The sequence below is a fragment of the Klebsiella sp. MPUS7 genome (assembly GCF_009905335.1).
Lineage (GTDB): Bacteria > Pseudomonadota > Gammaproteobacteria > Enterobacterales > Enterobacteriaceae > Klebsiella > Klebsiella grimontii.
This window is the reverse complement of record NZ_CP047604.1, coordinates 3,482,831-3,500,622: the sequence shown is the minus strand read 5'-3', so window position 1 is coordinate 3,500,622 and position 17,792 is coordinate 3,482,831. Positions and strand designations below refer to the sequence as shown.

The 17,792-nt window shown below is 53.5% G+C and carries 20 protein-coding genes; 10 read left to right on the top strand and 10 right to left on the bottom strand.

Translation table 11 applies throughout. The features are described 5' to 3' along the window. Positions 1–8: 8 nt before the first annotated feature. The 6 genes from GUC22_RS16380 (at position 9) to GUC22_RS16355 (ending at position 3,798) form a co-directional block, all read left to right on the top strand. Positions 9–746, top strand: coding sequence for a phosphatase (locus tag GUC22_RS16380; protein WP_024359563.1), 738 nt, complete (start codon positions 9–11; stop codon positions 744–746). Between the two features lie 22 nt (positions 747–768). Next, complete coding sequence (locus GUC22_RS16375) at positions 769–1,323, top strand: molecular chaperone (protein WP_024359562.1); 555 nt, start codon at positions 769–771, stop codon at positions 1,321–1,323. Between the two features lie 103 nt (positions 1,324–1,426). Further along, complete coding sequence (locus GUC22_RS16370) at positions 1,427–1,909, top strand: DUF1097 domain-containing protein (protein WP_004871242.1); 483 nt, start codon at positions 1,427–1,429, stop codon at positions 1,907–1,909. Positions 1,910–2,211: 302 nt separating this feature from the next. Continuing rightward, positions 2,212–2,517, top strand: coding sequence for a type 1 fimbrial protein (locus tag GUC22_RS16365; RefSeq protein ID WP_004871239.1), 306 nt, complete (start codon positions 2,212–2,214; stop codon positions 2,515–2,517). A gap of 89 nt (positions 2,518–2,606) precedes the next feature. Continuing rightward, positions 2,607–3,161, top strand: coding sequence for an O-acetyl-ADP-ribose deacetylase (gene ymdB, locus GUC22_RS16360; protein WP_024359560.1), 555 nt, complete (start codon positions 2,607–2,609; stop codon positions 3,159–3,161). A gap of 46 nt (positions 3,162–3,207) precedes the next feature. Beyond that, positions 3,208–3,798: a TetR/AcrR family transcriptional regulator gene (locus GUC22_RS16355; RefSeq protein WP_024359559.1), complete on the top strand. Its 591-nt coding sequence runs from the start codon at positions 3,208–3,210 to the stop codon at positions 3,796–3,798. Between the two features lie 36 nt (positions 3,799–3,834). On the opposite strand, the gene mdoC is transcribed toward GUC22_RS16355, so the two are convergent. Continuing rightward, positions 3,835–4,995, bottom strand: a complete 1,161-nt coding sequence (gene mdoC / locus GUC22_RS16350) for a glucans biosynthesis protein MdoC (protein ID WP_004137241.1) — start codon at positions 4,993–4,995, stop codon at positions 3,835–3,837. A gap of 252 nt (positions 4,996–5,247) precedes the next feature. Between mdoC and mdoG the strand changes: the two genes are divergently transcribed. The 3 genes from mdoG (at position 5,248) to GUC22_RS16335 (ending at position 9,616) form a co-directional block, all read left to right on the top strand. Continuing rightward, positions 5,248–6,801 (top strand): glucans biosynthesis protein MdoG, encoded by a 1,554-nt coding sequence (mdoG, locus tag GUC22_RS16345; protein ID WP_024359558.1) that lies wholly within the window; start codon positions 5,248–5,250, stop codon positions 6,799–6,801. After that, on the top strand, positions 6,794–9,322 hold the full coding sequence (gene mdoH / locus GUC22_RS16340) for a glucans biosynthesis glucosyltransferase MdoH (RefSeq protein WP_024359557.1): 2,529 nt from the start codon (positions 6,794–6,796) through the stop codon (positions 9,320–9,322). Before mdoG ends, mdoH begins: the two co-directional genes overlap by 8 nt. A gap of 66 nt (positions 9,323–9,388) precedes the next feature. Beyond that, positions 9,389–9,616, top strand: a complete 228-nt coding sequence (locus GUC22_RS16335) for a YceK/YidQ family lipoprotein (protein ID WP_004131344.1) — start codon at positions 9,389–9,391, stop codon at positions 9,614–9,616. Here the strand turns inward: GUC22_RS16335 and GUC22_RS16330 are convergent, their stop codons facing one another. The 3 genes from GUC22_RS16330 to GUC22_RS16320 form a co-directional block, all read right to left on the bottom strand. Next, on the bottom strand, positions 9,617–10,003 hold the full coding sequence (locus GUC22_RS16330; protein ID WP_004137236.1) for a MysB family protein: 387 nt from the start codon (positions 10,001–10,003) through the stop codon (positions 9,617–9,619). A gap of 79 nt (positions 10,004–10,082) precedes the next feature. Then, positions 10,083–11,333: a multidrug efflux MFS transporter MdtG gene (mdtG, locus tag GUC22_RS16325; RefSeq protein WP_004137235.1), complete on the bottom strand. Its 1,251-nt coding sequence runs from the start codon at positions 11,331–11,333 to the stop codon at positions 10,083–10,085. A gap of 175 nt (positions 11,334–11,508) precedes the next feature. After that, positions 11,509–12,429, bottom strand: a complete 921-nt coding sequence (locus GUC22_RS16320) for a Kdo(2)-lipid IV(A) acyltransferase (RefSeq protein ID WP_004137234.1) — start codon at positions 12,427–12,429, stop codon at positions 11,509–11,511. Between the two features lie 209 nt (positions 12,430–12,638). Here GUC22_RS16320 and GUC22_RS16315 point away from each other — a divergent pair, with 209 nt between their 5' ends. Further along, positions 12,639–13,703 carry a rhodanese-related sulfurtransferase gene (locus GUC22_RS16315; protein WP_004137233.1) on the top strand — a complete coding sequence of 355 codons (1,065 nt, stop codon included), beginning with the start codon at positions 12,639–12,641 and terminating at the stop codon, positions 13,701–13,703. Here the strand turns inward: GUC22_RS16315 and GUC22_RS16310 are convergent. From GUC22_RS16310 to GUC22_RS16285, 6 genes are all read right to left on the bottom strand, one after another. After that, positions 13,689–13,802, bottom strand: a complete 114-nt coding sequence (locus GUC22_RS16310) for a YceO family protein (protein ID WP_004101037.1) — start codon at positions 13,800–13,802, stop codon at positions 13,689–13,691. The genes GUC22_RS16315 and GUC22_RS16310 overlap by 15 nt on opposite strands. Before the next feature lie 73 nt (positions 13,803–13,875). Further along, positions 13,876–14,994: an N-methyl-L-tryptophan oxidase gene (gene solA / locus GUC22_RS16305; RefSeq protein ID WP_004137232.1), complete on the bottom strand. Its 1,119-nt coding sequence runs from the start codon at positions 14,992–14,994 to the stop codon at positions 13,876–13,878. Between the two features lie 124 nt (positions 14,995–15,118). After that, on the bottom strand, positions 15,119–15,373 hold the full coding sequence (gene bssS / locus GUC22_RS16300; protein ID WP_004137231.1) for a biofilm formation regulator BssS: 255 nt from the start codon (positions 15,371–15,373) through the stop codon (positions 15,119–15,121). A 285-nt stretch (positions 15,374–15,658) separates the two neighbouring features. Continuing rightward, positions 15,659–15,904, bottom strand: a complete 246-nt coding sequence (dinI, locus tag GUC22_RS16295) for a DNA damage-inducible protein I (RefSeq protein WP_004101040.1) — start codon at positions 15,902–15,904, stop codon at positions 15,659–15,661. A gap of 72 nt (positions 15,905–15,976) precedes the next feature. Next, positions 15,977–17,023, bottom strand: a complete 1,047-nt coding sequence (gene pyrC / locus GUC22_RS16290) for a dihydroorotase (RefSeq protein ID WP_024359556.1) — start codon at positions 17,021–17,023, stop codon at positions 15,977–15,979. Between the two features lie 122 nt (positions 17,024–17,145). Next, a complete protein-coding gene (locus tag GUC22_RS16285) occupies positions 17,146–17,706 on the bottom strand; it encodes a lipoprotein (protein ID WP_004131365.1) in 561 nt (186 codons plus the stop codon). Positions 17,707–17,792 lie beyond the last annotated feature (86 nt).

Genomic DNA, 17,792 nt, shown 5'->3' with positions numbered 1-17,792 from the left:
AGATTGTGATGTATCCTGTTGACCTGCACATGCATACCGTCGCCAGTACCCACGCTTACAGCACCCTGCACGACTATATTGAGCAAGCAAAGCGCAAGGGGATCAAACTCTTTGCTATTACCGACCACGGGCCCGATATGGCCGATGCGCCGCATTACTGGCATTTTATTAATATGCGTATCTGGCCGCGGCTGGTGGATGGCGTTGGCATTCTGCGCGGTATCGAAGCCAATATCAAAAATACCCAGGGCGAAATCGACTGTACCGGCCCGATGCTCAACTCGCTGGACCTGATTATCGCCGGTTTTCACGAGCCGGTATTCCCTCCGCAGGACAAAGCGACGCATACAGAAGCGATGATCGCCACGATAGCGAGCGGCGCGGTGCATATCATTAGCCATCCGGGTAACCCTAAATTTCCCGTTGACATCCCGGCCATTGCCGCCGCCGCGGCGAAGCACCATGTGGCGTTGGAAATCAATAACTCCTCTTTTGTCTCGTCGCGTATCGGCAGCGAAGATAACTGCCGCGCCGTTGCGGCGGCCGTCCGCGATGCCGGTGGCTGGGTGGCGCTGGGCTCGGATTCCCATACGGCATTTACGCTCGGTGAATTTAGCGAATGCCGAAAAATTCTTGATGCCGTCGGTTTTCCGGAAGAGCGAATTCTTAACGTAACGCCCCGGCGTCTGCTTAATTTTCTTGAATCGCGCGGCATGCCTGCGATTCCTGAGCTGGCTGAACTTTAATGTGAATAACTGGAATAAATGAATGAACGAGTTTTCAATCCTCTGCCGCGTGCTGGGCTCTCTCTATTATCGTCAGCCGCAGGACCCGCTGCTGGTTCCGCTCTTTACCCTTATCCGCGAAGGGAAGCTGGCGGCGAGCTGGCCGCTGGAGCAGGATGAACTGTTGGAGCGCCTGCAAAAAAGCTGTGATATGCAGTCGCTGGCCGCCGAATACAACGTGCTGTTTGTCGGTGAAGAGTGCCGCGTCGCGCCTTACCGTAGCGCATGGGTTGACGGCGCTACGGAAGCTGAAGTCCGTGGTTTCCTCACCGCACACGGCGTACCTACGGGGGAGGGGACGGCGGATCATTTCGGCTCCTTGCTGCTGGCCGCTTCCTGGCTGGAAGATCACGCGGCGGAAGATGAAAGCGAAGTTCTGGAAACCCTATTCGCGGAATATATCCTGCCGTGGTGCGGTGAGTTCCTGGGCAAAGTTGAAGCGCATGCCACCACGCCGTTCTGGCGTACGATGGCCCCGCTGACTCGCGAAGCGGTCTCCGCTATGTGGGATGAACTGCAGGAAGAAAATGAACAATAATTTGTGATTTACATCACAATTTAAATGCAACGCAATATTTTTAATTTCATTTAGTGTGCTCTGTGTCGCATTTGACGGGCGCGTTTCTGTTATGATACGCGCCATGAACATACTCTTCGCAATCGCATTAACGACGGGCATTCTCTCCGGTATCTGGGGATGGGTGGCGGTCGCATTGGGTCTGCTGAGCTGGGCGGGGTTCCTCGGCTGTACGGCTTACTTTGCCTGTCCGCAAGGTGGGTTAAAAGGGCTGTTCATTTCAACCTGTACGGTCATGAGCGGCGTTGTGTGGGCGCTGGTGATTATTCACGGCAGCGCGCTGGCGCCGCAGCTGGAAATTGTCAGCTATATCATGACCGGCATCGTGGCGTTTTTGATGTGCATTCAGGCGCGTCAGCTGATGCTCTCTTTTGTGCCGGGAACTTTTATTGGCGCGTGTGCGACGTTTGCCGGCAGCGGCGACTGGCGTTTGGTTGTGCCTTCACTCGCGCTGGGTCTGGTATTTGGCTACGCTATGAAAAATAGCGGTCTGTGGCTGGCGACCCGGGCTGAGAAAAATAAACCTCTTGCTAACCAAAGCAGCTGATCGTTTTTTAATGTATCCCCGTTGACATCACAAAAGGGCCCTGCGGGCTCGTTTGCCGTTTTTGGCGCCAGGTTTACCCCGTCGTTAATCTCCCCCCCTGTATTCTATTTTTCCTTATATATCAAATGTTTTAACTGCACCGAAAGTCAGTGAATCGATTTTGTTATCAGATTCTAACGGATGATGTATTTTGTTTTTAAATTGTTAATATAATTAACTTGAAGTAAAAAAATATAACCCGATGCACTCATGGATGGCTGGTGCTTTTCAGTCGCTATACCGATATGCAGAGGAGTTTTATAATGAAAAAAATCAAATATGCGCCACTTGCCGCTCTGTTTATTTTACCCTGTTTTGTTAGCCCCGTGCTCGCGGAAAAGACCGTGGCCGGCGTCATTCATTTTTACGGGCGGGTGGTGGAAGCGCCCTGTCAGCTTAGTACTATAAATAACCAGATTATTATGGATTGCCCGAGGGCGGAAGCGATTAAAATTTCTGCTCAACAGCTTGAGAAAGGGAATATACACAACGAAAATATCCGTTCTGCGCAATTAAGATATATTAACCCGCAACGGACCCTCGCTATTCTGGATGTTGAGTATCGGTAACCCTCTGCCCCCAGACTTTCGTCCCGGGGGCTATCGTGCCATATTATCCTCGTGTATTCATTTGAAGACGTATGCCGACAGGAGGAGAAATGGCTGTTCAACCTGAGGTTGTTCTCGGCGATATTACAACGCTTGCGGTCGACGTTATCGTCAATGCGGCAAACCCGTCGCTGCTTGGCGGTGGCGGCGTGGACGGCGCGATTCACCGCGCGGCAGGACCAGAACTGCTGGCTGCCTGTAAAGTGGTGCGGCAACAGCAGGGTGAGTGTCCGCCCGGTCATGCAGTGATTACGGCGGCAGGAAATTTGCCCGCCAGCGCGGTTATTCACGCCGTTGGACCCATCTGGCACGGCGGTGACAGACAAGAGGCGGAGTTGCTGGCTGACGCCTATAAAAATAGCCTGCTGCTGGCTTCGGCAAACAATTATCGTTCTATTGCATTTCCTGCTATCAGCACCGGTGTTTATGGCTACCCTAAAGAGGCCGCCGCGGAGATAGCCGTACGGACGGTAAATGCCTTCCTCACGCGCTATAACCCGCTGGAACGCGTGTGTTTCGTTTGCTTTGATGCCGAAACCGCCGGCATCTATACGCGATTACTTGAGGCAAGTCGCGCACAACTCGGCCATCAGAATAAGATATGATAGTTTCCTGGGAACGCTGGAAATTATCATAACGGGAGAGTTATCGGTGGCTGAAGGGAAGGTTCTACAAAAACAACGGCTTCGGCGGATGGAAATCGTTGCCGCGGCGCAGAAATGTTTTGCGGAAAAGGGCCTGCACGGCGCCTCCGTAGCGGATATTGCGCGTCAGGCTGGTCTTAGCGTAGGCCAGCTATATCGCATCTTCGCCAGCAAAGAAGAGATCGTTGAAGTCATCGTCAGTGAGATCGTGAATGCCAGAGTGGGAGAAATCGTTGCCGGGAATCATGATTTAGCCCGTATGGCGTCCGTATTAGCCGGCGCGATCCCAGTGACCGGCTCTACAAAAAGCGATAATTATCTGCTGATGGAAATTAACGCCGAGGCGTCCCGAAATCCGCGCCTGCGTGAAATTATGAACCAGGCCGATCGCCGCCTGAAAGAGGAGGGCGGGCGACTAACCCGGCACTATCACCCTGAGATGTCCGCAGAGAAAATTAGCCTCGCCTGCGAATTTATCGCTATATTAACCGAAGGATCGGCCTATCGTTGCGACTTTGCGACGACTCCGACGGTAGATAAAGCGGCGATGGAAAACCTGTACCGCGATGTTTTTCAGCTGCTGTTTACACAAAAATAGCGCTGCTATGTGCGTTCCACACAGCAGCTTGCTGTTTTAACTGGCGGATATTTGCGGCTTAGCCGTCTTTTGCTGGAATTTTCCGGAGAAAAGAAAGCGCAACAGCGGTATCCGCAGATGGATTTCATACAGCACCAGAGCAATCCCGACCACAAAAACCAGCCCGGTTATAAACCCAAGGGTATTCGATTTAATGACCGGTGCTATCCACGCTCCGTAGAGCAGGGTCAGCGGGTGGTGCACCAGGTAGATAAATAGCGATGCGTTGACGAAGTAGGTCACCCGCGCTGACTGGAAATTCAACAAACGGTGGCCAAGCGAAAAGACCACGTTGACCATCCATAGCCCCAACACCATGGTAATCACATACTCCGTCTCATACATCCAGCCGTCGCCAGAGCCGTACTGCTGATTCAACCGGTAGGCGATAAATCCGAGTAAAGCCGCCGCAAAGCACCATGGCGATGGGGTCGTAAACATCGTTTTCAGCCGCGCGTTAATAAACGTCTGGGCGCCGAGGATAAAGAAAGGCAGATAGAACAGCGTCTGCATCACGATAAAGTTGAACAGGCCATTGCTCAGAATGGGTGGGTAGAGGATAAAAATGGTGCGGCGAATAACCGCATACAGCACGCCCAGCGCGAGAAAAATCATCGACAGCTGGCCTAATGTGACGGTGTCACCAAAGGTTGGCGCAGCGGCAGAACGCGGGCGCGTCAGCCATTTAAACATTACTACGCCCAGCGACGTCAGAACCACCAGCACTAATAAAAACCACAGATGGGAAATCAGCTCCCAGGCGAGGGTGTTGAATTTGTCATAGCCGGAAAGGGTGTGCCAGTTATCCGCCTTACCGTTGACGTACTGCAGCATAATAAACTGCGGTAGGGTCAGGAGGGGGATCGCGGTTAACATGGGAATACCGACACGCTCAACGCGGACTTTCCACCACTTCTTCAGCGGATAGCGCAGAAAAAGCATGTAGGAAAAATAGCCGGAAATCACAAAGAAGACCTGCATGCGAAAGGCATGGATGAAGTCGTTAAACAACGTCAGCCACCAGGAGGGCTCGGCGCTGTTCACATGCCAGCTATGGCTGGAGTAAATGAGCGAAATGTGAAAAGGGATACCCAATAGCATCAGCCAGGCGCGGATGCTATCGAAAAAATATTCACGCTGTACCGGAGTATTATTCATACAATATCACTACATTCTCAGACAATTCGTCTTATCACTCAACGTGATAACGTTTAAATTCTCTGCAACCCTACATGAACTCTGGTTAACTGTCTCCAGGATAAGCACGCAAAGTGCAATCGGGCCAGTGAACTGTGTATTCCCTGTGCCGCAATGCCGAACAATGCAGGGATTATGTTGTCGGAATGCCTGAGTTTCCATTAAAATAGATCGGATCGATTTAAGCACACAAAGGGGGAAGTGCTTACTTATATGAAACATAAACCACAGATGATGAAAATGCGTTGGTTAAGCGCAGCCGTAATGTTGTCCCTGTGTACTTCATCTGCATGGGCATTCAGCATTGATGACGTCGCAAAAGAGGCACAAACGTTAGCCGGCAAAGGCTTTGAAGCGCCTAAAAGTAACCTGCCCTCTGCCTTCCGCGACATGAAGTATGCGGACTATCAGCAAATTCAGTTTAATCACGACAAAGCTTATTGGAATAATCTGAAAAGCCCGTTCAAGCTCGAGTTTTATCACCAGGGGATGTATTTCGATACGCCGGTCACCATTAATGAAGTGACGGCAACCAGCGTACGTAAAATTAAATACAACCCGGACTATTTTAATTTTGGCAACGTGCAGCACGATAAAGACACGGTTAAAGACCTCGGCTTTGCGGGCTTCAAGGTCCTGTATCCGATCAATAGCAAAGATAAGAACGATGAGATTGTCAGCATGCTCGGAGCCAGCTACTTCCGCGTGCTCGGCCAGGGTCAGGTATACGGGCTTTCTGCCCGTGGGCTGGCGATTGATACCGCACTGCCGTCCGGAGAAGAGTTCCCGCGTTTTCGTGAATTCTGGATTGAGCGTCCTAAAGCCACCGATAAACGTCTGACGATTTATGCGCTGCTTGATTCCCCGCGCGCAACCGGCGCCTATCGTTTTGTGATCATGCCCGGCCGCGATACCGTGGTGGACGTGCAGTCTAAGGTCTATCTGCGTGACAAAGTCGGTAAGCTGGGCGTGGCTCCGTTGACCAGTATGTTCCTGTTTGGGCCGCATCAGCCGTCTCCGACCACCAACTATCGTCCAGCGCTGCACGATTCCAACGGGCTTTCGATCCTTGCCGGTAACGGCGAGTGGATCTGGCGTCCGCTGAATAACCCGAAACACCTCGCCGTCAGCAGCTACGCAATGGAAAACCCGCAGGGGTTTGGCCTGCTGCAGCGCGGCCGCCAGTTCTCGCGTTTTGAAGATCTCGACGACCGCTACGATCTGCGCCCAAGCGCGTGGATTACGCCGAAAGGGGATTGGGGTAAAGGGAAAATCGAACTGGTTGAAATCCCGACCAACGATGAAACCAACGATAACATCGTGACCTACTGGACGCCGGATCAGCTGCCGGAACCCGGCAAAGAGATGAACTTCAAATACACCATCACTTTCAGCCGTGACGAAGACAAGCTGCATGCGCCGGATAACGCCTACGTGATGCAGACCCGCCGCTCTACCGGCGATGTCAAACAATCGAACCTGATTCGCCAGCCTGATGGCACCATTGCCTTTATTGTTGATTTCACCGGCGCTGAGATGAAAAAGCTGCCCGCAGATACTCCGGTAACCGCGCAGGCAAGCATCGGTGATAACGCTGAAATCGTCGAAAATACCGTGCGCTACAACCCGGTAACTAAGGGCTGGCGTATGATCCTGCGCGTCAAAGTGAAAGATCCTAAGAAAACCACGGATATGCGCGCTGCGCTGGTCAACACCGACCAGACGCTGAGCGAAACCTGGAGCTATCAGCTGCCTGCCAATGAATAAGATAACGAAGTACATCGACGCATTGCCGCTGTCGGATGCAGAAAAAAGCGCGTTACCTGACGCAAGCCTGCAGGCCGTACATGAAGCACTGGACGCTGAACATCACGTTTTTAAACGCGAAGACGACGCCCCGCTGGGGTCGGTGAAATCGCGGCTGGAGCATAGCTGGCCTGATTCACTGGCCGGTAACCAACTGGTTAAGGATGACGAAGGGCGCACTCAGCTGAACGCCATGCCGAAAGCAAAACGCTCCTCTATGTTTCCTGACCCCTGGCGTACCAACCCTGTCGGTCGTTTCTGGGATCGGCTGCGCGGACGCGATGTGACTCCGCGCTATCTTTCTCGCCTGAGCAAAGAAGAGCAGGAGAGTGAGCAAAAATGGCGTACCGTCGGCTCTATCCGCCGCTATATTCTGCTGCTGCTGACGCTGGCGCAGACCGTTGTGGCGACCTGGTACATGAAAACCATTTTGCCCTACCAGGGCTGGGCGCTGATTAACCCTGCCGATATGGTGGGGCAGAATCTATGGGTATCCTTTATGCAACTGCTGCCGTATGTGCTGCAGTCGGGGATCCTGATTCTGTTCGCCGTACTTTTTTGCTGGGTTTCCGCGGGATTCTGGACCGCGCTGATGGGCTTCCTGCAGCTGCTGATCGGGCGCGACAAGTACAGTATCTCAGCCTCGACCGTCGGTGATGAGCCGTTGAATCCGGAGCATCGCACGGCGCTGATTATGCCGATCTGCAACGAAGACGTTGACCGCGTATTCGCGGGTCTGCGTGCGACCTGGGAATCGGTAAAGGCCAGCGGCAACGCCGAGCACTTTGATGTCTATATCCTGAGCGATAGCTACAACCCGGACATCTGCGTGGCGGAGCAAAAAGCGTGGATGGAGCTGATTGCCGAAGTTCAGGGCGAAGGGCAGATCTTCTATCGCCGGCGCCGCCGCCGCGTGAAGCGCAAAAGCGGCAACATTGATGACTTCTGCCGTCGTTGGGGTAGCCAGTATAGCTATATGGTGGTGCTGGATGCCGACTCCGTGATGAGCGGTGAGTGCCTGAGCGGCCTGGTGCGCCTGATGGAAGCGAACCCGAATGCCGGCATCATCCAGTCATCGCCGCGCGCATCGGGCATGGATACGCTTTATGCGCGCTGTCAGCAGTTTGCCACCCGCGTCTATGGTCCGCTGTTTACCGCCGGTCTGCATTTCTGGCAGCTGGGCGAGTCGCACTACTGGGGACACAACGCCATTATCCGGGTCAAACCGTTTATTGAGCACTGTGCTCTCGCGCCGCTGCCGGGTGAGGGTAACTTCGCAGGTTCCATCCTGTCGCATGACTTCGTGGAAGCGGCATTGATGCGCCGCGCCGGATGGGGGGTGTGGATTGCTTACGATCTCCCTGGTTCTTATGAAGAGCTGCCGCCGAACCTGCTTGACGAGCTGAAGCGCGATCGTCGCTGGTGTCAGGGGAACCTGATGAACTTCCGCCTGTTCCTGGTCAAAGGGATGCACCCGGTTCACCGCGCGGTATTCCTGACCGGCGTGATGTCATACCTGTCGGCGCCGCTGTGGTTCATGTTCCTGGCGCTCTCAACTGCCCTGCAGGTGGTGCATGCGTTGACCGAGCCGCAGTACTTTTTGCAGCCGCGTCAGCTGTTCCCGGTCTGGCCGCAGTGGCGCCCGGAGCTGGCTATCGCCCTGTTCGCTTCAACCATGGTGCTGCTGTTCCTGCCGAAGCTGCTGAGTATTATTCTGGTGTGGTGTAAAGGGCCAAAAGAGTACGGCGGCTTTATCCGTGTGACCCTTTCTCTGCTGCTGGAGGTGCTCTTTTCGGTGCTGCTGGCGCCGGTACGCATGCTGTTCCACACCGTATTTGTGGTCAGCGCGTTCCTCGGCTGGGAAGTGGTGTGGAACTCGCCGCAGCGTGATGACGACTCTACGCCGTGGGGCGAAGCGTTCATGCGTCACGGCTCGCAGATGCTGTTGGGGCTGGTTTGGGCGGTGGGCATGGCGTGGCTGGATCTGCGTTTCCTGTTCTGGCTGGCGCCGATCGTGGTCTCGCTGATTCTGTCTCCGTTCGTGTCGGCCATTTCCAGCCGCGCGACCATTGGCCTGCGCACCAAGCGCTGGAAGCTGTTCCTGATCCCGGAAGAGTATTCGCCGCCGCAGGTGCTTAAAGATACCGATGCTTACCTGACGCTCAACCGTCAGCGTTCTCTGGAAGACGGTTTTATGCATGCGGTATTTAATCCGTCGTTTAACGCGCTGGCAACGGCGATGGCTACCGCGCGTCACCGCCATGGGCATATTCTGGATATCGCACGCGAGCGCCACGTTGAACAGGCGCTGAACGAGACGCCGGATAAGCTCAACCGCGACCGTCGTCTGGTATTGCTGAGCGACCCGGTCACCATGTCACGGTTGCACTATCGCGTGTGGGCCGCGCCGGAGAAATACTCTTCGTGGGTAGGCGCCTATCAGCAGTTGACGCTGAATCCGCTGGCGTTAAAAACGAAGTAAGCCGTAGGTAAAGGAAAATACCGGCAATGGCGCCGGTATTTTTTTATCTGAGAATCGAGGTTGTTGATGAGAGTTTTACTGGTTATCGCAATGACGCTGCTTATCAGCGGCTGCGGTAGTATTATCAGTCGCACGGTGCCTGGGCAGGGGCATGGAAACCAGTACTATCCCGGCGTTCAGTGGGATGTCCGCGATTCCTCATGGCGCTATATCACCATTCTCGACCTGCCCTTTTCACTGGTGTTTGATACGCTACTGCTGCCGCTTGACGCCAGTCATGGCCCTTATAACTAATTAGCGTTCATCCCATTCATCGGCTGCGGCCTGGCCCTCTTCGGTATCAAGCGAGGGTTCAAGCTGAAATTCGCCTTCATCCCATTCGTGCAGCGTATTTTCTTCCAGCCACTCCTGGCGAAGCTCAATCTCATCATAATCGCCATCAAAGACGCTTTGCGCTGCCTGACCGCTGAGGACAGGCAGGCATTCGCCCTGTTCATCCTCGTCGGCAAAAAATTCTGCCTGCCAGGCAATATCGCCGTCCTGGAGTACATACTTCTGAATATTTAATTGCTCGATGCTGGCGCTCTCTTCGTCGCTATCGGGATTATTAGCCAGAAACTCCTCGCGGGCGGCATCGATTGCTTCTTCAAGCGTGGCATAGAACATCGAATCCTTTGGCATGGCTAACCTCCTAAGATGAATAGAAATGAATACGATTCAATCTATAGAAGGCGGTTGGCGATGCGTCAAGGATGGGGCATTAATTTACCGAATGCGTGCCGGAACCCGTATTGTCGGTTGCTTGAGGGCGGCGAGAACGGCCAAGGGTCAAGGTCGAGTAGACCGCGTTGAACAGGACCACACCGGCGGTGACTAGAAAGACCGCCCGGAAGCCGTAATTGGCGGAAACCGACGCGCCGATAAGCGGTCCCGTAACGTTGCCGATATCGCGGAACGACTGGTTATAGCTGAAGATTCTGCCCGAGATTTGGCTGGTGGAGTTATACACCAACAGGGTTTGTACGGCGGGCAGCAGCGCGCCGTCGGCGGCGCCTAACAGGAAGCGCAGGATCCCCAGCTGCAGCGGCGTCTGGACGAACGACATCGGTATCAGAAGCAAGACGGAAATCACCAGCGCGACGATGAGGATTTTTTCCGGGCCGATGCGGTCGCCGAGTTTCCCGAGACGAGGCGCGCTAAGCAGAGCGGCAATACCAGGGACTGAAGCGATCATGCCGCTGATGAACGCAATATCACTCACGTTGCCTGCCAGATCGCGCACGTATAGCGTCAGAATTGGAGCAATCGAGCCGGTCGCAACCTGGATAATCAATGAAGTGACAAACAGGCTCAGCACCAGCTTCGGATTTTTAAGCGACGAGAAAACGTCTTTCGCGCTGAGCATCTCTTTTTTACTGACCGCGACAAAATTCTCGCGGATGAGAAAAAGGGTAAATAAGAAACAAATAAACAGGACGCTTGCGGTCATAAAGAAGACGGTACGCAATCCCCAGTGATCGGCCAGGAAGCCGCCGGCCAGCGGCCCCAGCAGCGCGCCGCTGACGGCCCCCGTAGACAGCGTCCCCAGCGCCCAGCCGCTCTTATGGCGGGGGATTTGCGTCGCTATCAGGGCATTGGCGTTGGGAATAAATCCGCCGAGCAGGCCTAACAGCGCGCGCAGGATCAGAAATTGCCAGATATTCTGCGCCAGGCCCATTAGCAGCATGACGATTGCCATACCAAGGGCCGAGCGCAATAGCATAATTTTACGCCCTTTACGATCGGCAAGGCCGCCCCAGAAGGGGGAGGCGACGGCTGAAAATAAAAAAGTGACGCTGAAAACCAGACCTGACCACATATTGAGGGCGCTATGGCCGGTTACGCCGAGTTGTTCGACGTAAAGCGGGAGAAACGGCATCACCAGGCTAAAGGCGGCGCCGGTTAAAAAACAGCCGAGCCAGGTGACGGTAAGATTGCGTTTCCAGTTAATGGGGGTATCAGCAGACGGCATAGGATTCCACTGGCCTGCAGCGCAGGTCAAATAATTGAAAATATGAGCACACTAATTATGCGCCTGAGAAATGATTGCCGCAATGCAGGGGAGCTTTTAAAGCTAAAGGAAGGGAATTGACCCCGCATCCGTATTCGAATGCGGGATCGCCGCGCGACTGAGCGCGGAGAGAGCGCTAGTAACGAGAAGGAATGCCTTCAGGACGCGTTTTAAAGCGGCGATGCATCCACATATACTGTTCCGGCGCCATTAATATGCACTTCTCGACCACTTTATTCATCCAGACGGCGGTCGTCTCCGCATCGTCCAGCGGCGGATCGCACTCCGGCGGCAGGATAATCAGCTCATAGCCTTTTCCGTCGGGTTTACGGCGGGGCACGAACGGCACAACGCAGGCTTTAGACATCTTTGCCAGCATCCAGGTGCCCGAAGTTGTCGCGGCCTGGTCAACGGCGAAAAACGGCACAAATACGCTGGCGGAGGGGCCATAGTCATGGTCCGGCGCGTACCAGATCACTTCGCCCTTTTTCAGCGCGCGGATCATGCCTTTGAGATCCTTACGATCGATCATGTCTTTGTTGGAGCGCAGGCGTCCCCAGGTCTGCAGCCAGTCGATAACCGGGTTATCGTTTGGGCGATAGACGCCAATGCCCGGTTCATTGATACCGAACATGCGCGCGCCCATCTCCAGCGTCAGGAAATGAATGCCAATCAGTAAAATACCGCGCTTTTGCGCCTGTACGTCCCGGATATGCTCGACGCCAATAGAGTCAGTCCAGCGTGCAATACGCTTTGTTGGCCAGAACCAGGCCATACCGGTTTCCAACAACCCCATGCCGACGGATTCAAAGTTTGCCACCACCATCCGGTGACGCTCTTGCTCGCTCTTATCAGGAAAACAGAGTTCCAGATTACGATAAGCTATTTTTGCCCGCCGCTTCATCAGCCGTCTTGCAAGGTGGCCAAGACCGGTTCCGAGCCGGTAAATCACCGGATAAGGAAGCTGTACAACTAACCAGAGCAGACCGATTCCGAACCAAAGCAACCAATAACGCGGGTGCAGCAACGCTGCGGAAAATTTAGGTAAATGGGTCATCTCATACCTGTTTAATTAAGCAACGTGTTCTATTATCGCATTTTTTTATGCTTCAGCCAAAATACCGGCTGTCGATGGCATTTAATGTTAATGCGAGCAAATTTGGGTGAGAAAAATGTAGCGTAAAATGTGGGGATGTAAATTAAGCCTGTTTGCTATATGATGCCCGCCGTTTATTTTACTCATTGACTATGCCGAGCAGGTACACCATGCCAGTGTTACATAACCGCATTTCAAATGAGACGTTAAAGGCGCAAATGTTGGCTGAGACCGAGCCGCGCACGACGATCTCGTTTTACAAATATTTCACTATTATCGACCCAAAAGCCACGCGCGATGCGCTGTGGATTGCGTTGACTAAGCTGAACGTCTTTGGCCGAATTTATCTGGCTCACGAAGGAATTAACGCGCAAATTAGCGTCCCGCAAAGCCGGGTCGATGCGCTGCGCGAATTCTTATACGGTTTTGACCCCGCTCTGAACGGGCTGCGCCTGAATATCGCCCTGGATGATGACGGGAAATCCTTCTGGGTTCTGCGTCTCAAGGTGCGCGATCGTATCGTCGCGGATGGGATTGACGATCCGACGTTCGATGCGTCAGACGTGGGGGATTATCTGAAGGCCGCTGAAGTTAACGCGATGCTGGACGACCCGGACGCGGTCTTTATTGATATGCGCAACCATTACGAGTATGAGGTCGGCCATTTCGAGAACGCGCTGGAGATCCCGGCAGATACTTTTCGCGATCAGTTGCCGAAGGCCGTTGAGATGATGCAGGAACATAAAGATAAAAATATCGTCATGTACTGCACCGGCGGTATCCGCTGTGAAAAAGCCAGCGCCTGGATGAAGCATAATGGTTTCACTAAAGTCTCGCATATTGAGGGTGGGATTATCGAGTACGCGCGGCGCGCGCGCGAACAGGGACTGCCGGTTCGCTTTGTCGGAAAGAACTTTGTTTTCGATGAGCGTATGGGAGAGCGTATCTCTGATGATGTTATCGCCCATTGCCATCAGTGCGGCGCACCCTGTGACAGCCATACCAATTGCCTGAACGATGGTTGCCACCTGCTGTTTATTCAGTGCCCTTCCTGCGCGGAGAAATTCGCCGGCTGCTGTAGCGAAGCCTGCATGGAAGAGCATAAGCTGCCGGAAGAGGAGCAGAGAAAACTGCGCGCAGGACGCGAAAATGGCAATAAGATCTTTAATAAATCTCGCGGTCGTCTGAATACGAAGCTGGGGATCCCGGATCCTGAACCTTCAGAAAAACCATAACCAGATAAGATCGATGAACGCCAGCAGAAGCCACAGCGCCAGATAAATCATAAAATGTTCGCGGACGTTGTTGACCAGTAATTCGAACAGGCGACGCATAATCTCTCTCAATCAATAACGGCCTCAAGCGAGGCCGTTTTTTTAGCTCGGCTGTAAACCGTACGGCGGGCTATTATGGTTTAAACCGCGCCAGCGAAAAAGGCGACAGATCAAACTCAAACGGCTTTGCAAGCGCGAATCGTGTGGCCAGTTCGCCTAATACCGGAGCAAACTTAAAGCCGTGCCCACTCAGGCCGGTAATCAACAGCGTATCAGGGTGGCCGGGTAGCGTATCAATGATAAAGTCCTCGTCCGCGGTGTTGTCATAGGTGCAGGAAGCGCCATGCAGACAGCCGCCAATACCGGGCAACACGTTACGCAGGAAGCTGAAAGACTCGGCGCCGTCCGTTGCCACCGCACCGAACGGTTTGCGCTCCTCCGGGGTGGAAATGAGCTGCCCGCCGTTGTGCTTACCGATTTTCAATTCATTATCTTCTGCGGGAAAACCGTAAAACTGATCGCCATTCGGTAACTCGCCGGTAAACGCCGGGAAGTTATTTTTGCTGCTGTAGCGACCATCAGCCTGAAACCAGGCAAAAATCTTCCGTATCGGCTGGACCGGAAGTTCTGGCAACAGGCGTGTGACCCAGGTTCCGGCGCTGATCAGGAGTTTTTTACCGCTGTACTCGCCATCCAGGGTCTCGACGGTGACGCCGTCCGGCTGGTGGTGAATGGCTGACACCGGACAGTTGAACAGCTGGGCGGCGCCCGCTTCGCGCGCCAGACGGATCCAGGTTTCAACGGCCAGCTCGCTGCGCAGTATGCCGGATGCGGGTTCAAATATCGCCCGATAATCATCAGGTACACGAATTTCCGGCCAGCGAGTCATTACCGTCTGCGCGTCCATCTCTTCAATATTCAGCCGGAACTCGCGCGCGCTGCTGGCAACATTGCGCAGAAAGTCGGAATCGGCAGGCCCGAGGTTAATTACCCCGGTACGTTCAAAGACGGCTTCACCGCTGGCGGCGGCAAACTCATCCCACAGCTGTTGCGCGCGCAGTACCAGGGGAACATATCTTTCGCCTTCGCCGTAGGCGTGACGAATCAGGCGAGTGCTGCCGTGATGGCTGCCTTCCTGATGCGGCGGCTGATGAGCATCAATCATCAGCACGTTAAGCCCTGCCTGCCGCGCATAATAGCCTGCGGCAGCGCCGACCGAGCCGCTACCGATAATGATAAGATCGTATTGCATGGTGGGTTCCAGGTTATTGCTTTGTTAGCAGGGTAAATAACAACCTGCTGTTATACAAGCCCGAAAATAATTCAGGCACCCGGAGGTGCCTGTTAGGTGAATATTCAGACATTAGCGCTAAATATTAATGCCTTCGATACTCATTTGCCTGGTATTCGCCAGATTCAATCTTCGCAATACCTGCTTCCAGAATAGAAATAAACTGACGTGCGACGTCCGTCGTTAGCCATAGCGTCTGGCCAATTTCTGCGTCTTTACTGCTTTCTTGAGCGGGGTTTTGGTAGTGCAGGCGCAACATCAGCGCATCGTAACTATCAACGGTGCTGATGTCCCATCCGACGAGGGGATGGGTCTGGATGACTTCATTATTCTTTTCCATCATAACCCCTTATTCATATGTTAAAAGACAACAGTTCTCGAGGTTTAATGCATGTTTTTTGAAGCAAGTTAATTATATCAGTAGTCAAGAATAAACTCGAGAAATTAAATGAAATAGAGATACATACGCGCGCGTTTGCTGGTTTTTTAGGCAGGAGAGAGTGGGTTATTTGTTATTTATGAAGGTGCTAAGTAAAAGCAATAGGGGACAGTCTGAGTGTGAAAAAAATAAAAAAGCCGGGGCGACCCGGCAAAAAAAGCACAATGAGGGAGCAAATTTAATTGACTAGTCGCGGACAAACCAGTCGTCAGCGCTTTCCCAGGTTTCTTGCAGGATTTCGCTAATCCGGTCTTTGTCTTCTTTCAGGCCGCCGATAACCGACAGATTGTTATTAGCCGCGTATCGAACCGTTACCTGGCTTGATGTAGAGGGAAACTGCTGTTCAATACGACGAGAGAGTTCATTGTTCAGCGCATCTAAGGCGCCGTTGGGTAAGGCTGTTGATTTGGCGATAGAGACTTCAATACGCATAATTGCCCCCTGGATAATGTACTGTTTATTTATACAGTCTTTGGCGATCGTTTTCAACAGGGGGCGTGCGATTTATTTTTTCATCGTCCAGCGCACGGTTTCCCCGGCAAGGAACGGCACCAGCGCGTCGCCGGGCAGGGCGATACTCTCGACCACCTGGCTCTCTTCGCGCACCAGCTCAACGTAGCCCTCATTGACCGGCAGGCCATAGAAGCGCGGGCCGTTCAGCGAGCAGAAGGCTTCAAAGTGCTGTAGGGCATTCATCTCCTCAAACACCGTTGCGTAGCTGCCCAGCGCGGTCGGCGCGTTAAAACACCCTGCGCATCCGCAGCTGGCTTCCTTACGATGGCGGGCATGGGGAGCGGAATCCGTGCCGAGGAAAGCGCGCTCAAAACCGCTGGCCACCAGTTCGCGCAGCGCCTGCTGGTGAATATTGCGTTTCAGAATCGGCAGACAGTAAAGGTGGGGGCGCACGCCGCCAACCAGCATATGATTGCGGTTGAACATCAGGTGCTGCGGGGTGATGGTGGCCGCCAGCAGATCGTTACCGTCGCGCACGTATTCAGCGGCATCTTTAGTCGTGATGTGTTCGAAGACCACCTTCAGGCCAGGCAGGCGCTGGCGCAGCGGCTCCATGACCGTTTCGATAAATCGCGCTTCCCGGTCAAAAATATCGATATCAGGATGGGTGACTTCACCGTGAACCAGCAGGGGCATACCCAGCTTTTCCATGCGCGCAAGCACCGGCATGATGGCATCCGTGCTGGTGACGCCGTGGCTCGAGTTGGTTGTGGCATTGGCCGGGTAGAGTTTGGCGGCGGTGAATACGCCTTCGTTAAATCCGCGCTCCAGCTCCGCCGGGTCGAGCGTATCCGTCAGATAGCAGGTCATCAGCGGCGTAAAATCATGGCCCGCAGGGATTGCGTCAACGATACGCTGGCGATAGGCGAGGGCGGCGTCGACGGTGGTGACAGGGGGGACCAGGTTTGGCATCACGATCGCCCGGCCATAAAATTCACTGGTATAAGGCACGACGGTTTTTAACATATCATCATCGCGTAGATGGATATGCCAGTCGTCAGGGCGGCGGATTTTCAATACCTGGGATTGTGCTGTCATGGAAGGCTCCGGCTAATAGGTTCAGTCATCAGGGCTGTTTTTGCCGGGCACTAAGGATAAGCGTAAACGTTTTCCTTTGCATCAACTTCCGTAAAAAAACGGGCGCTTCAGCGCCCGAGATATTAGTTTGTGAACGGGATAATAATCTCTCCGGGCTTCACCTCAATACCTTTAGCATACTTTTTCGCCAGCGCTTCACCGGTGCTGGCATCTTCGCGCAGCACGTAGGCAGGCTGCTGATTGAAGTAGCTACGCAGGGATTGATTCAGATAAGGGATCAGCGTCTGTACCACAGACTGGAGTTTTTCCGGCTGAACTTTGGCATCGACGACCTCCATCTCCTGCAGGAAAATGGCTCCCTTTTCTTTATTAAACGCCGGCAGCGCTTTGAGCTTCAGATCGATGGTCGCTTTCTGGTTCCCGAAGAGTGAATTCAGATCTAAATTAGCCACGCCGCTTAACGTCACTTTGTTTGGTTCTTCACGGCCAATAGCGCTGGTAAGATTTTGCAGCTCAATATGGGCATCCGCTACGCCTGGCAGGCCAATATCCTTAGCGAAGTGATTACGTTTCTGCAGCGCCTGATTAATTTCCTGCTCGCTCACGGAATATTGCGTGAGCTGGTTACAGGCGCTGAGCAGGCCGCTAACAATAAGCACGGCCGCGATAAACATCTTTTTCATTGGATTCCTTAATGTCATGCCATGGGTTCATCCTGACACAAAGCAGCATGGCTCGCCAGCGCAGGAGGTGCTAGCGGAAAAGACTG